The sequence below is a fragment of the Brevundimonas sp. TWP2-3-4b2 genome (genome assembly GCF_049897345.1).
In the GTDB taxonomy this organism is placed as follows: domain Bacteria; phylum Pseudomonadota; class Alphaproteobacteria; order Caulobacterales; family Caulobacteraceae; genus Brevundimonas.
Genome location: NZ_JAFCWB010000003.1, coordinates 564,732 through 577,637, shown reverse-complemented (window position 1 = coordinate 577,637; position 12,906 = coordinate 564,732). Strand labels below are relative to the sequence as shown.

The following is a 12,906-nucleotide window of genomic DNA, read 5'->3' as shown; positions in this document are numbered from 1 at the left end:
ATGACCGCCCCTGATATGAACGCGCCGATCCAGAAAATCGCAGCGATGACGGTGGCGCTCGTGCTGACGGGGGCTCTTTCGGCCTGCGCCGGCCTGTACGACCCCGCCACCGATGCCAATTCGCCGGTCGCGCCGCGGGTTCAGGCCCTGGTCGATGCGAATCGCCAATACCCGCGCTGGGCCGATTTCCCCAAGGTGCTCGAGGCCCCGCCCGCGCCGATGGCGATCGCGGCCCAGGTCAATACGCTGAGGGTGACCGGCGGCGGACTGGCCGGGGAGGTCACGCGCCTGGAGTGGCAGAACACCGGCGATCCCGAAGCCTTCGCCGCCGATGTCCAGGCGCGCGTCAACGCCACGCCGGTCGCCCCCGTGACGGCCGAGACCCAGGCCGAGATGGAGGCCTTCATCCGCCGCACGCGCGAGCGCGGGCGGGCCCCGCCGCCGGTGGACCGCCGCTAGGGCCCCATACAACAGTCGCCCGGACGGCAGAATCCGGGGATCATCGTCTCAGGAGAACGTCCATGGCCGCATCGGCTCCCTACGCATCCACGCTCGCGGCCGACGCCGCGCGGGTGACCGAGCTGGCCGCCATCGCCAGCTATGCCCAGATCGGGCGTGGCGATGAAAAGCAGGCTGACCAGCTGGCGGTCGACGCGATGCGCACGGCGCTGAACGCCCTGGATATCGACGGCAAGATCGTCATCGGCGAGGGCGAGCGCGACGAGGCGCCGATGCTCTACATCGGCGAAAAGGTCGGCACCGGCAAAGGCCCGGCCATCGACATCGCCCTGGATCCGCTGGAAGGCACGACGCTGACGGCCAAGGCCATGGCCAATGCCCTGTGCGTGCTGTCCATGTCACCGGGGGGCGGCATGTTGCATGCGCCCGACACCTATATGGACAAGATCGCCATCGGCCCGGGCTATGCGCCGGGCACCGTCGATCTGGACATGAAGCCCCAGGACAATGTCCGGTCGCTGGCCTCGGCCAAGGGCGTGAAGCCGGAAGACATCACCGTCTGCGTCATGGACCGGCCGCGTCACGCCGAGCTGATCGCCGCGCTGCGCGAGGTCGGGGCCCGGGTTCTGCTGATCACCGACGGTGACGTGGCCGGTGTGATCCACACCGCCGAGCCGGAGACGGGCATCGACCTGTATCTGGGATCGGGCGGAGCTCCGGAGGGCGTGCTCGCGGCCAGCGCGCTGAAATGCGTCGGCGGCCATTTCCAGGGCCGGCTGATCTTCCGCAATGACGACGAGCGTGCGCGCGCGCGCCGGACCGGCGTCACCGATTTCGACCGCAAATACGATCTGCACGAACTGGTGTCGAAGGATGCCATCTTCGCCGCCACGGGCGTGACCAAGGGGGCCATGCTGGACGGGGTCAAGGTCGCCGACGGCTTTGTCTCGACCCATACGCTGGTGATGGATTCCTCGACGCGGACGGTGCAGCGCATCCGCACCATCCGGCCCATCTGATGGCCGACGGCGGCGCGGTCCCTGACTTCGGGCCTGCGTTCCTGGGCGTGTCCCGCTCGCTGTCCGGCCGGGCCTGGCGACAGAGGCCGGCCGAGGCGGGGTTGATCCGCAGTCATATGCAGGCGCTGGGTCTGGAAGAGCCGCTGGCGCGGGCGCTGGCGGCCCGGGGCGTGCGTGCCGATCAGGGTGCGGACTTCCTGCAGCCGACCCTGAAGGCCCTGTTCCCCGATCCCTCCAGCTTTATGGACATGGACGCCGCGGCCGAGACCATCCTCGACGCGCTGCAGGCCCACGCCTCGATCCACGTGTTTGCCGACTATGACGTCGACGGGGCCTCCAGCGCGGCGCTGCTGGTGCGCTGGTTCCGGGCCATGGGGGCGGAACTGCCGATCTATGTGCCGGACCGGATCACCGAGGGGTACGGCCCCAGCGCCCGGGCCTTCGATACGCTGAAGGCCTCGGGGGCCGATCTGGTCATCACCGTCGACTGCGGCGCGGCGGCCAATGAGGCCGTGGCCCATGCGGTGGAGATCGGGCTCAAGGTCGTGGTCATCGACCACCACATGATGCGCGAGCATCCGCCCGTCTGCGCGGCCGTGGTCAATCCGAACCGGCCGGGCTGCAATTCGGGGCAGGGCAATCTGGCGGCGGCCGGAGTCGTCTTCGTGCTGCTGGCGGCGTTGAACCGCGAGGCGCGGCGGCGCGGGATGTTCGCGGATGTGAAGGAGCCCGACATCCGCCAGTGGCTCGATCTGGCGGCCATGGGGGCGATCTGCGACGTCACCGGCCTGACGGGTTTCAATCGCGCCCTGACCAGTCTGGGCCTGCGGCGGATGTCGGAGTGGGGCAATCCGGGCCTGCGCGCCCTGCTGGCGGCGGCGGGAGCAGAACCGGGGCCGGCCAAGTCGAACCATGCGGGCTTTATTCTCGGGCCGCGGATCAACGCCGGCGGACGGATCGGCAAGTCGGACCTCGGCGCGCGCCTGCTGTCGACCGATGACCCTGTCGAGGCAGCGGCGCTGGCGCAGGAGCTGGACGCCCTGAACATCGCCCGCCGCGAGGTGGAGAAACAGGTCACCGATCAGGCCACCCGGATGGTCGAGGCGACCGGCGCACATGCCGACGGCTCGGCGGTCGTGGTGATCGCGGGCGATGAATGGCATCCGGGCGTGGTCGGTATCGTTGCGGGGCGGTTGCGGGAGCGCTGGCGCAAGCCGGTGGTGGTGATCGGCGTCGATGCGGTGAACGGCCTGGGCAAGGGCTCGGGCCGGTCACAGCCGGGCATGAACCTGGGCAGGGCGGTACAGGCGGCGTGGGAGAGTGGCGTTCTGATCGCCGGGGGTGGCCATGCCATGGCGGCGGGCTTGACGGTCCGCGCCGACGGCATCGACCGGCTGCGCGACTTCCTCAACGACCGGATGATCGGCGAACAGGCCGCCGCCGACGCCCTGGACCACGTCGAGATCGACGCCCTGATCGACGCAGGCGCGGCGACGCGCGCCCTGTTCGAACAGTTCGAACAGCTGGCGCCGTTCGGCCCGGCCAATCCCGAGCCGCTGTTCGCCCTTGAGCATGTAGCGGTGCGTGATGCCGTGGCCATGAACGGGGGTCATGTGCGCTGCCGTCTGGTCGGAGCGGACGGAGCCTCGGTCAAGGCGATCGCCTGGCGCTGCGCTGACCTGCCCGGCGGCCAGTCCCTGCTGGCAGGGCAGGGCGGGTTGAGCGTGGTCGGACGGCTGAAGGCCGACGACTGGAACGGCCGCAAGGGCGTTCAATTCGAGATCGAGGATGTGGCCGATCCGCGGATGGCGTGATGCCTCCTCCCTGCCGCGAAGCGACGGGGAGGAGGCGCGGCGGGGCACGCGCCGTGACGGAGGAGGCGGCGCTGAGGGCGGCCAGTCGGAGCGTGAAAACCCCTTCACCAAGTCGTCCCCTCCGTCTCGTCGGCTGTCGCCTCCGAGCCACCTCCCCATCCGCGATGCGAATGGGGAGGAGAAGGGGTTGCACGGCCCGGAATCGGCGGCTATATCGCCCGCTCTCCGCGCAGCGGTCCCTTCGTCTATCGGTTAGGACGTCAGGTTTTCAACCTGAAAAGAGGGGTTCGACTCCCCTAGGGACTGCCAGCGCGGAGCTTCCCTTTTTCGTTATCGACTGTTCGCGGCGTCGGGCCTTTCGTGGTCTGATGCGTTGAAGACGGCGTCCGGTGTTCGGGCGGAGGGGAGACCTGTTGATCCAGATGTCCGAAAACCCTGTTCCGGAGCCGTCGCCGCGTGATCCGGAGGCCGGAGGTGTGCGCGAGACCATACTCATGGTCGAGGACAATGCCGAGGTCCGGCTGATGGGGGTGACCCTGCTTCGGGACGCCGGGTTCGAGGTTCACGAGGCCGGCGACGCCGAGGAGGCGCTGGCCCTGGTTCACGCGGGGCTGGTGTTTGATCTGCTGTTCACCGACATCGTCATTCCCGGTGGTATGGACGGGGTGGTGCTGGCCGCAGAGGTGCGGCGGTTAAGGCCCGGGATTCCGGTGCTTCTGACGACGGGTTGGGCGGATCGCGCAGACGATCATGGCGGGCTGGACCTGATTGGAAAACCCTACCGCAGCGCCGAACTGACCCGGAAGATTCGCGCCACTCTTGACGCTACGTAAAGCCGGGTTTGAACAAAATCGGCGACGACCGGACTGAAACCGGTGTTTTTTGCTTTTCCGCGCTTCACAGAACCATGTTAAATAAAACTCGTTCGCAAGGTTCGCGGACAGGGGGAAGGCTGTGTCGGACTACGAGGGCGTTGGGACGGTCGCCGCGGTGCGTGTCGCGGGACGGGTGAAATGGTTCGATCCCGGCAAGGGGTACGGATTTATCGTGCCCGACGATCCCAGTTTGACGGATATGAAGGACGTCCTGCTGCATGTCTCGAGCCTGCGCGACAGCGGGCGGGATACCGCCCCCGAGGGCGCACCGATCACCTGTGACTGTGCCCGCCGGCCCAAGGGCTGGCAGGTCACCGAGGTCCATGATCTGGGCGAGGGCGATCCCGAACAGGTCGCCGCCCCGAAACGCAGCGGCTACGAGGGCCTGAGACAGCAGGAAGCGTCGCGGGTCGTCGATGGTGAGCCGAGGGCTGGCGGTCCGATGGAGACCGCGGTCGTAAAATGGTTCAATCGCACAAAGGGATACGGATTCGTGGTGCGCGACGGCGCGCCGGGCGATATCTTCGTTCACGTCGAGACGTTGCGGCGCTGCGGGCTGGATGACCTCCTCCCGGGCGAAACCGTCGCGGTGCGGTTCGCTGAGGGGCCCAAGGGCCTGGTGGTCGCGGAAATCAGGCCGGGCGGATGATGTGTCCGCCCCGATGAGGGTGGAAGCGTTATGTTACGTCGTGGAATACTGGCCGTCCTGTCTGCCGCAACCTTGCTGGCCGCCTGCGCCGGAGCGGGTACGCCCAGGGACGCACAGGGAAATCCGCTGGAAGCCCTGACCATCATCACATCCAGCGGCGAGCACCGCTTCATGGTCGAGATCGCCGACGACGACGCCGAGCGTCAGCGTGGACTCATGTTCCGCGACCCTCTGGCCGATAATCGCGGCATGCTGTTCCAGTTCCCGGACGTGGCCGAGCGCGCTTTCTGGATGCGCAACACGCCCAGCCCTCTGGACATCATCTACATCGACCCGCGGGGCCGGATTGTCTCGATCGCGAAAAACACGACGCCCCAGTCCGATACGGCGTTGCCGTCCAATGGACCGGCCAGCGGCGTGCTGGAGCTGAGGGCGGGACGTGCCGACGAGATCGGGGCCAGGGCCGGTGACAGGGTCCGCCATCCCTTCTTCGCGGAATAAGCACGCCAAGCGCGTTGCGGCGCGGCGTCGAGTGTGTCAAAGCCCGCCGCCGGAGTGTAGCGCAGCCTGGTAGCGCATCTGGTTTGGGACCAGAGGGTCGGAGGTTCGAATCCTCTCACTCCGACCATAATCCTCGCGGAGGCTGCGACCGGGTGACGGCTGCGGTCCCAGGCGATCCGGGCCTCAGCGAAGCCCGGGCAGCATCCGGCGCAGGATTCCGTCCTTCAGCACATAGTGGTGCAGCACGCCCGCCACGGCATGCAGGCCGATCAGCCAGTAGCCGGCCTCGCCGACGGTCTTGTGCAGGGCCTCGAGCTGTTCGGCCAGAGCCTTGTCCGGAGCGAACAGCGGCGGCAGGGACAGGCCGAAAAAGGGTATGGGGTCGCCCTCGGCGCTGAGGACCAGCCAGCCGAGCAGCGGCAGGACGATCATCCCGCCATACAGGGCGATATGCACCGCGGTGGCCGGCCATCGGGTCCACCCGTCCTCGGCCGTCAGCCATGGCGTCCGCCAGCGCGCGATCAGCCGGGCCCAGACGAGGACGAACACCGAAAGTCCGAGCATGAAATGCCACATCTTCAGGCCTTCGCGGATGTCGCTGCCGCGAGGGTAGTTCTCGCGCAGCTCGATACAGGCGAAGACAGCGGCCAGCAGGATCAGCATAAGCCAGTGCAGGGCGATCGATAGCCGGCTGTAGGGGGACCGGGTGTCGCCGGCTGGAATGGCAGTGCTCATGGCGAATCCTCTTCTTGATCCTGGCCATAATGGACCAGGATCGGCCTCGCGTCTTTGGTCCGGCGCAGGCCGGGCGGTGCAGAAGAACCGCCGGTGCTGGACCTCGCCAGGGCCGGAGGCTATCTCAGCCCAAAGCGGGTCCGCCCGCAGCTGCCCGAGGTCTGTCATGCTCGCCCGTATCTACCGCCCCGCCAAGACCGCAATGCAGTCCGGCAAGGCCACGGCGAGAGAGTGGCGTCTGGAGTTCGAACCGGCGTCGGCGCGGACGATCGATCCTCTGATGGGCTGGACCAGTTCATCCGACATGAACGGCCAGGTCCGTCTCACCTTTGATTCCGCTGAAGAGGCGGTGGCCTATGCCGAGCGGCACGGGATTCCGTTCCGTCTGCACGAGCCCCAGGAACCGCCGGTCATCCTGAAGGCCTATGCCGACAATTTCGCCACCTTCCGCAAGCAGCCCTGGACGCATTGATTCCTTTTGTGGCTACCGCGCTTCGCGCTACTTGAGCCGGATTCCTGTTCGGCTACCGCGATCCGCGCTAGTTGAGCCGGATCGCTGATCGGGCGCCCATAGCTCAACCGGATAGAGCACCCGCCTTCTAAGCGGACGGTTGCAGGTTCGAGTCCTGCTGGGCGCGCCACCTCCCACATCCGCCGGCTGACGGCGGCCTGCCAGACTTCAATTCAGCCCTCGACCGGCCGGAACATGGCACCGGCAAGGCTTGCAGATCGGCCGGCAAAGGCCTCTAAGGCAAGCGGGGCGCAAGGTCTGACAGACTTCGGCGAGGTGGTATGCGGGCAGGTTTGGCAGGGCGCTGTGCGACCGTCGGGGCGATCGCCGCGGCGGTGCTGGCTCTGGCCGGCTGCGGCCGCAGTGACCGCCCCGCGGACACGGCGGGCGAGGTTGCCGGCGTGCAGGCCGACATCGTCGCACCGGCGTTCGCCAGCCCGACCCTTGCCGCCGTCAAGCGGCGCGGCCGACTGAACTGTGGCGTGCACGAGGGTCTGGTCGGTTTCGCCTACACCGACAACCGCGGACAATGGCGGGGCTTTGATGCCGATTTCTGTCGCGCCCTTGCGGCGGCGGTGCTGAGCGATGCGAATGCGGTGCGGTTCGTCCCCCTGACGAGCAGCCAGAGGTTTGAGGCACTGCGCAGCGGCCGGATCGATGTTCTGTGGCGCTCGACGTCATGGACGCTGTCGCGCGAAGCCCAGGAAGGCGTGCGCTTTGCCGGGATCAATTATTATGACGGCCAGGGCTTTCTGGTCAGGCGGTCGCTGGACCTGGCCAGTGCCGCCGAGCTGAACGGCGCGCGCATCTGCGTGCAGCGAGCCTCGACGTCCGAGCTGAACGTGGCCGACTGGTTCCGGTCGCGCGGGCTGGAATACACGCCGGTGATCACGGCGAATGAGGAGGCGGCGCGAGCTGCCTATGGTCGCGAGGATTGCGACGCCTTCAGCGCAGACATCTCGGCCCTGGCGGCGGCCCGGACAACCCTGTCGAATCCCGAGCAACACGCCATCCTGCCCGACATCGTCTCCAAGGAGCCGCTGGGGCCGGTGGTCAAGCGCGGTGACGAGGCCTGGACGTCGATCGTGCGCTGGACGCTGAACGCGGTGATCCTGGCCGAGGAGCTGGGCGTGACCCGCGAGAATGTCGATCAGTTGGCCGGGACATCGCGCAATCCGCAGGTCCGGCGCCTGCTCGGGACCGAAGGCGAGTACGGACCGATCCTCGGTCTGCGCAAGGACTGGGCGAAATCGGCGATCGAAGCCGAGGGAAATTATGGGGAAATCTTCGCACGCAATGTCGGACCTGATTCATCGCTCGACCTGGCGCGTGGCCTTAACGCACAATGGAACGCAACGCCGGGCGGCCTGATCTACGCCCTGCCTATCAGATAACGACATCGGCCGGGGGCCGGGGGGACGAATGGAAACGACGAAAAAGGGCGGCGTGCCGCTCTATCTCTGGATGCTGCTGGGTTTTGCCGTCGGGCTGGGCGGCGGGCTGTTCGTCAACCAGAACGATCTGGTGGTCTTGCCGTGGGTCATGGACCTCATCCAGGCGGTGGGCCAGATCTTCCTCCGCCTGCTGTTCATGCTGGTCCTGCCCTTGCTGTTCGCGGCGCTGGCGGTCGGCGTGGCCGAGATGGGCGACCTGAAGTCCCTGGGCCGCGTTGGATTCAAGACGCTGCTGTTCACCGTCCTGGTGTCGGCGATCGCGGTCGGCATCGGGCTGGGCCTGGTCAACTATTTCCGCCCCGGTGACGGGGTCGATCCGGTTCTGGCCCAGCAGCTGCTAGCCCAGGGTGCCGAGGGCGCGTCGGCGATCGTCGGCAATGCGCCGAAGAGCATCGAGGCCGGGCAGTTCTTCCTCGAAATGATCCCGTCCAACGTCTTCGCCGCGGCGGCCGAGAACCAGATCCTGCCGGTGATGATCTTCGCCCTGATCTTCGGCATCGGCATGGTCATGGCCAAGAGCCCGGCCACGGACGCCCTCCAGACAGCGCTTCAGGGCCTGCTTGAAGTGATGATGAAGCTGATCAACCTGGTCATCAAACTGGCCCCGTTCGCGATCGCCGCGCTGATGTTCAACCTGTCGGCGGTGTTCGGCTGGGAACTGCTGCAGCGGCTGGGGGCCTATGTCGGCGTCGCCGTCGGGGCGATGGCGATCCACATGTTCATCGTCTACCCGCTGCTGGTCTGGATCTTTGGCGGGATGAACCCGCTCAAATTCGCCAACGGTGTGCGGGAGCCCTTCGTGGTGGCCTTCTCGACCGCCTCGTCCAACGCCACCCTGCCGGTCGCGATCAAGGCGGCGGAAGAGAAGCTGAAGCTGCCGCGCCGCATTTCACGCTTCGTCCTGACGGTGGGGGCGACGGCCAACCAGAACGGCACGGCCCTGTTCGAGGGCGTGACCGTGCTGTTCCTGGCCCAGTTCTTCAACGTCGACCTGAATCTGCAGCAGCAGCTGGTGGTGATGCTGGTCTGTATTCTGGGTGGCATCGGGACGGCGGGCGTTCCGGCCGGCTCGTTGCCGGTCATCGCCCTGATCCTGACCATGGTCGGCGTGCCGGCCGAGGGCATCGGCCTGATCCTCGGCGTCGATCGCTTCCTCGACATGTGCCGGACCACGCTGAACGTCACCGGCGATCTGGTGGCGGCGACCGTGGTGTCGCGCGGCGAGGTTGATATCCCGGCCGGTGCGGCCGGACCGGAGCCGGTGGCACCGCCGGCCTGAACGACCTAGGGGGCCGTCACCTCGGTGTCGGCCCGCCCGCCCCACTCGGCCCAGCTGCCGTCATAGAGGCGCGAGGGTTTGCCCAGCACGGCGAGGCCCAGTGACAGGATGGCCGCGGTGACGCCGGAGCCGCAGGTCGTGACGACCGGGCGATCCAGATCGACCCCGGCCGCGCGAAACACCTGCGCCAGGGCCTCGCCCTGCTTCATCGTGCCGTCGGGATTCAGGGCACCGGGGAAGGGCAGGTTGAGGGCCCCGGGCATGTGGCCGGACCGCAGCCCCGCGCGGGGCTCCGGGGCCTGCCCCGCGAACCGGTCGGCGGGGCGGGCGTCCAGCACCTGGGCCTGGCCGGACAGGGCTTCGCGGACGCACCCAAGGTCGGCGATCTGTGCGCGGTCGAGATCGGCTGTGAAGATCACCGGAGATCGGGGCAGGGCCGGACCGGCCGCGAGCGGACGGCCCTCCGCGCGCCATTTCGGCAGACCGCCGTCCAGCACACGAACCCGCTGCGCACCCATGACCCGGAACATCCACCAGGCCCGGGTGGAAGAGCGGATCCCGACGGTGTCATAGACCACGATGCTGTCGTCAGCCGCGATCCCCAGACCGCCCATCCACGCCGCGAACCGGGCGGGGGCCGGGAGCATGTGCGGCAAGTCGCTCTCTTGATCCGATACGGCTTCCAGGTCGAAGACAGCGGCACCCGGGATATGACCCTCCAGAAAATCGATGCCGGGGTCGCGTCCGTCCAGATGCCAGCTGGCGTCGAGGACCTTGAAGGACGGGTCGCCGAGGCGGGCGGCAAGGTCGGAGGTCGAAATCAGTGGAGAGAGACGGGTCATGACGCAACCTAGCATGCAAGTCGGCGGAACCTTGCGACTGGTGCTGGGCGATCAGCTGTCCGACGGGTTGTCAGCGTTGCGCGATCTGAATCCGGCCGGGGACCTGGTCCTGATGGCCGAGGTCCGGGACGAGGCGACCTACGTCAAACATCACAAGCAGAAACTGACCCTGGTCTTCGCCGCCATGCGAAAATTCGCAGCCCGCCTGGAGCGGCGCGGGGTCAGGGTTCGCTATGTGCGGATTGATGACCCGGACAGCAGTGGATCGATCGCCGGGGAACTCCATCGCACCCTTGCCGGTCAGCCGTTCCGGCAGGTGGTGCTGACGGACTGCGGTGAATGGCGTCTGGCGGCAGAGCTGGGGGCATTCGCGGCGACTGCCGGAGTGCCGGTCGAGCTACGCGAGGACGATCGCTTCATCTGCTCGCAGGCGCGTTTCCAGCGGTGGGCGGCCGACAAGAAACAGCTGACGATGGAGTTCTTCTATCGCGAGATGCGACGCGAGACCGGCTTGCTGATGGACGGCAAGACCCCCGCCGGCGGGCAGTGGAATTACGACAAGGACAACCGGTCCGGCTTGGCAAAGGGCGAGAGTCCACCGGTTCGCCACAGGACGGAGCCGGATACCATCACGCGCGCGGTGATGGCGGATGTCGAACGCCTGTTCGGCGACCATTTCGGTACCCTGGACGCCTTCGGCTGGGCGACGACCGCTGAAGAGGCCGAGGCGGCGCTGGTGCCCTTTCTGACCGAGGCCTTGCCCTCTTTCGGGACGTGGCAGGACGCCATGGCGGCGGGACAGCCGTGGATGTGGCACGGGCTGGTCTCGACCTCGCTGAACCTCGGCCTGCTCGACCCGCTGGACGTCTGCCGCCGGGCCGAGGCCGAGTATCGTGCCGGACGCGCTCCGTTGAACGCCGTCGAGGGTTTCATTCGCCAGATCCTGGGGTGGCGCGAGTTCGTGCGCGGAATCTACTGGCTGAAGATGCCGGAATACGGGGCGCGGAATGCGCTGGACGCGGACCGTCGCCTGCCCGACTTCTACTGGTCCGGCGAGACGGACATGGCCTGCGTCGCCGATGCGGTCGGATCGACCCGCGACCATGCCTATGCGCATCACATCCAGCGCCTGATGGTGACCGGCAATCTGGCCATGTTGCTGGGCGTGCATCCGGACGCCGTCGATGACTGGTACATGGTGGTCTATGCCGACGCCTATGAGTGGGTCGAGATGCCCAACACCCGGGGCATGGCGACGTTCGCGGACGGCGGCATCATGGGGACCAAACCCTATGCGGCGTCCGGATCCTACATCAACCGGATGAGCAACTATTGCGCGGGCTGTCGGTACGACGTGAAGGCCCGGGACGGCGAGGGGGCCTGTCCGTTCAACCGGCTGTACTGGGGCTTCCTCGAGCGCAACCGGAACCGCCTCGCCGGCAATCCGCGCCTTGCCATGCCCTATCGCACGCTGGACGGCTGGGATGCCGCCCGACGGCAGGCACTGGTCGAGGACGCAGAGGCCTGCCGCGAGACCCTGGGCGCGGTCAGGTGCGGGTAAGGGCCAGCTGGATCACATCGGTCCGGGACGAGCGGAACCCGGCTTCGCAATAGGACAGGTAGAACCGCCACAGGCGCCGGAAGCGTTCGTCGAACCCGCCCATCTTGCGGATGTCCGGCCACGACGCCTGGAAGCGGTCGTCCCAGCGATGCAGGGTGTCGGCATAGTCCTGGCCGAAACGTTCGACCACATCCCAACTCAGGCCGGCCTGTTCGACCACGGGCTGAAGCCGGCCTTCGGAGGGCAGCATGCCGCCCGGGAAGATGTATTTCTGAATGAAGTCGGTCCGGGCGTTGTACTCTTCGAACAGGGCGTCCTGGATGGTGATGATCTGCAGGCCTGCCCGCCCGCCGGGTTTCAGGACGGCGTGGATCTTGTCGAAATAGGCCGCCCAGTATTCCTTGCCGACGGCCTCGAACATCTCGATCGACACGACCCTGTCAAAACTGCCCCCGACGTCCCGGTAGTCGACCATCTGGATCGAGGTGCGGTCCGACAGGCCGGCGTTGAACAGGCGTTGCCGGGCCAGGTCGTGCTGTTCCTGCGAGATGGTGATGCCGGTGACGTGGGCTCCGACCTCGCGCGCGGCGTATTCGGCGAACCCGCCCCAGCCGCAGCCGATCTCCAGCACCGTGTGGCCGCGCTCGAGGCCGATCAGGCGGGCGAGGGCGGCGTATTTGCGGGTCTGGGCGGCCTCGAGCGCCTCGTCCGGTCGTTCAAACCGGGCCGAGGAATAGGTCATCGTCCCGTCCAGCCAGGCCCGGTAGAAGGCGTTGCCCAGGTCATAGTGGGCGTGGATGTTCTTCTTCGAGCCGCTTCGGCTGTTGCGCTTGAACTTGTGCGACAGCCAGTTGAAGGCGAGCATGACCGCATTGCCGTCGAACAGACGCCGGATGTGGTCGTAGTTGTTGGCCAGCGTCTCCAGCAGGACGGCCAGGTGGGGGCTGTCCCACTCGCCGGCGATATAGCCCTCGGCATAGCCGATATCCCCGTTGGCCAGCACGCGGCGGGCGAAGCGGTAGTCGATGATGTTCATCACGGCGTTCGGCCCGGGGGTCTCGCCCTCGAGCTGGTGCACCGCGCCATTGGGAAGGGTCAGGGTCAGCCGACCCCAGGTCCAGTTGTCGGACAGGAGTCGCAGCAGCAGGGCGAACACCGGCGGTGTGCGCGCGGGAACGGCATGGGCTTCGGCGGTCACGGAACTCAT

Annotated in this window: 13 protein-coding genes and 3 tRNA genes; 13 read left to right on the top strand and 3 right to left on the bottom strand. The window is 67.3% G+C overall.

Going from position 1 to position 12,906, the window contains the following annotated elements:
* From ACP7AS_RS09960 to ACP7AS_RS09925, 8 genes are all read left to right on the top strand, one after another.
* The gene (locus tag ACP7AS_RS09960) at positions 1-459 is read left to right on the top strand and encodes a hypothetical protein (protein WP_426028706.1); all 459 of its coding nucleotides are present in this window, start codon (positions 1-3) and stop codon (positions 457-459) included.
* Between the two features lie 62 nt (positions 460-521).
* Positions 522-1,478 (top strand): class II fructose-bisphosphatase, encoded by a 957-nt coding sequence (glpX, locus tag ACP7AS_RS09955; protein ID WP_426028705.1) that lies wholly within the window; start codon positions 522-524, stop codon positions 1,476-1,478.
* Complete coding sequence (gene recJ / locus ACP7AS_RS09950) at positions 1,478-3,292, top strand: single-stranded-DNA-specific exonuclease RecJ (protein WP_426028704.1); 1,815 nt, start codon at positions 1,478-1,480, stop codon at positions 3,290-3,292. The genes glpX and recJ overlap by 1 nt, the downstream gene beginning before the upstream one ends.
* Positions 3,293-3,526: 234 nt before the next feature.
* Positions 3,527-3,601, top strand: a tRNA-Glu gene (locus ACP7AS_RS09945).
* Between the two features lie 113 nt (positions 3,602-3,714).
* Positions 3,715-4,125 carry a response regulator gene (locus ACP7AS_RS09940; RefSeq protein WP_426028794.1) on the top strand — a complete coding sequence of 137 codons (411 nt, stop codon included), beginning with the start codon at positions 3,715-3,717 and terminating at the stop codon, positions 4,123-4,125.
* Between the two features lie 121 nt (positions 4,126-4,246).
* Positions 4,247-4,816 carry a cold-shock protein gene (locus ACP7AS_RS09935; RefSeq protein ID WP_426028703.1) on the top strand — a complete coding sequence of 190 codons (570 nt, stop codon included), beginning with the start codon at positions 4,247-4,249 and terminating at the stop codon, positions 4,814-4,816.
* A gap of 30 nt (positions 4,817-4,846) precedes the next feature.
* On the top strand, positions 4,847-5,317 hold the full coding sequence (locus ACP7AS_RS09930) for a DUF192 domain-containing protein (protein WP_426028702.1): 471 nt from the start codon (positions 4,847-4,849) through the stop codon (positions 5,315-5,317).
* 50 nt (positions 5,318-5,367) lie between these two features.
* Positions 5,368-5,444, top strand: a tRNA-Pro gene (locus ACP7AS_RS09925).
* A 56-nt stretch (positions 5,445-5,500) separates the two neighbouring features.
* On the opposite strand, the gene ACP7AS_RS09920 is transcribed toward ACP7AS_RS09925, so the two are convergent.
* A complete protein-coding gene (locus ACP7AS_RS09920) occupies positions 5,501-6,052 on the bottom strand; it encodes a cytochrome b (protein WP_426028701.1) in 552 nt (183 codons plus the stop codon).
* A gap of 166 nt (positions 6,053-6,218) precedes the next feature.
* On the opposite strand from ACP7AS_RS09920, the gene ACP7AS_RS09915 reads away from it, so the two are divergent.
* The 4 genes from ACP7AS_RS09915 (at position 6,219) to ACP7AS_RS09900 (ending at position 9,296) form a co-directional block, all read left to right on the top strand.
* A complete protein-coding gene (locus ACP7AS_RS09915) occupies positions 6,219-6,524 on the top strand; it encodes an ETC complex I subunit (RefSeq protein ID WP_426028700.1) in 306 nt (101 codons plus the stop codon).
* 92 nt (positions 6,525-6,616) lie between these two features.
* Positions 6,617-6,693 (top strand) — tRNA-Arg (locus ACP7AS_RS09910).
* Between the two features lie 151 nt (positions 6,694-6,844).
* A complete protein-coding gene (locus ACP7AS_RS09905) occupies positions 6,845-7,957 on the top strand; it encodes an amino acid ABC transporter substrate-binding protein (protein WP_426028699.1) in 1,113 nt (370 codons plus the stop codon).
* Positions 7,958-7,985: 28 nt separating this feature from the next.
* Positions 7,986-9,296, top strand: a complete 1,311-nt coding sequence (locus tag ACP7AS_RS09900; protein WP_426028698.1) for a dicarboxylate/amino acid:cation symporter — start codon at positions 7,986-7,988, stop codon at positions 9,294-9,296.
* A 5-nt stretch (positions 9,297-9,301) separates the two neighbouring features.
* Here ACP7AS_RS09900 and sseA read toward each other — a convergent pair whose 3' ends face one another.
* Positions 9,302-10,138, bottom strand: a complete 837-nt coding sequence (sseA, locus tag ACP7AS_RS09895; RefSeq protein ID WP_426028697.1) for a 3-mercaptopyruvate sulfurtransferase — start codon at positions 10,136-10,138, stop codon at positions 9,302-9,304.
* Between sseA and ACP7AS_RS09890 the strand changes: the two genes are divergently transcribed.
* Positions 10,137-11,699, top strand: coding sequence for a cryptochrome/photolyase family protein (locus tag ACP7AS_RS09890; protein WP_426028696.1), 1,563 nt, complete (start codon positions 10,137-10,139; stop codon positions 11,697-11,699). The two genes, sseA and ACP7AS_RS09890, sit on opposite strands and share 2 nt — an antisense overlap.
* Here the strand turns inward: ACP7AS_RS09890 and ACP7AS_RS09885 are convergent.
* Positions 11,686-12,906, bottom strand: coding sequence for a class I SAM-dependent methyltransferase (locus ACP7AS_RS09885; RefSeq protein WP_426028695.1), 1,221 nt, complete (start codon positions 12,904-12,906; stop codon positions 11,686-11,688). The genes ACP7AS_RS09890 and ACP7AS_RS09885 overlap by 14 nt on opposite strands.

Bases quoted from the DNA above. Each gene is read 5' to 3' on its own strand.
- ACP7AS_RS09960 (WP_426028706.1), top strand. From the start codon at position 1: ATGACCGCCCCTGATATGAACGCGCCGATCCAGAAAATCGCAGCGATG.
- glpX (WP_426028705.1), top strand. From the start codon at position 522: ATGGCCGCATCGGCTCCCTACGCATCCACGCTCGCGGCCGACGCCGCG.
- recJ (WP_426028704.1), top strand. From the start codon at position 1,478: ATGGCCGACGGCGGCGCGGTCCCTGACTTCGGGCCTGCGTTCCTGGGC.
- ACP7AS_RS09940 (WP_426028794.1), top strand. From the start codon at position 3,715: ATGTCCGAAAACCCTGTTCCGGAGCCGTCGCCGCGTGATCCGGAGGCC.
- ACP7AS_RS09930 (WP_426028702.1), top strand. From the start codon at position 4,847: ATGTTACGTCGTGGAATACTGGCCGTCCTGTCTGCCGCAACCTTGCTG.
- ACP7AS_RS09920 (WP_426028701.1), bottom strand. From the start codon at position 6,052: ATGAGCACTGCCATTCCAGCCGGCGACACCCGGTCCCCCTACAGCCGG.
- ACP7AS_RS09915 (WP_426028700.1), top strand. From the start codon at position 6,219: ATGCTCGCCCGTATCTACCGCCCCGCCAAGACCGCAATGCAGTCCGGC.
- ACP7AS_RS09905 (WP_426028699.1), top strand. From the start codon at position 6,845: ATGCGGGCAGGTTTGGCAGGGCGCTGTGCGACCGTCGGGGCGATCGCC.
- ACP7AS_RS09900 (WP_426028698.1), top strand. From the start codon at position 7,986: ATGGAAACGACGAAAAAGGGCGGCGTGCCGCTCTATCTCTGGATGCTG.
- ACP7AS_RS09890 (WP_426028696.1), top strand. From the start codon at position 10,137: ATGACGCAACCTAGCATGCAAGTCGGCGGAACCTTGCGACTGGTGCTG.
- sseA (WP_426028697.1), bottom strand. From the start codon at position 10,138: ATGACCCGTCTCTCTCCACTGATTTCGACCTCCGACCTTGCCGCCCGC.
- ACP7AS_RS09885 (WP_426028695.1), bottom strand. From the start codon at position 12,906: ATGAGTTCCGTGACCGCCGAAGCCCATGCCGTTCCCGCGCGCACACCG.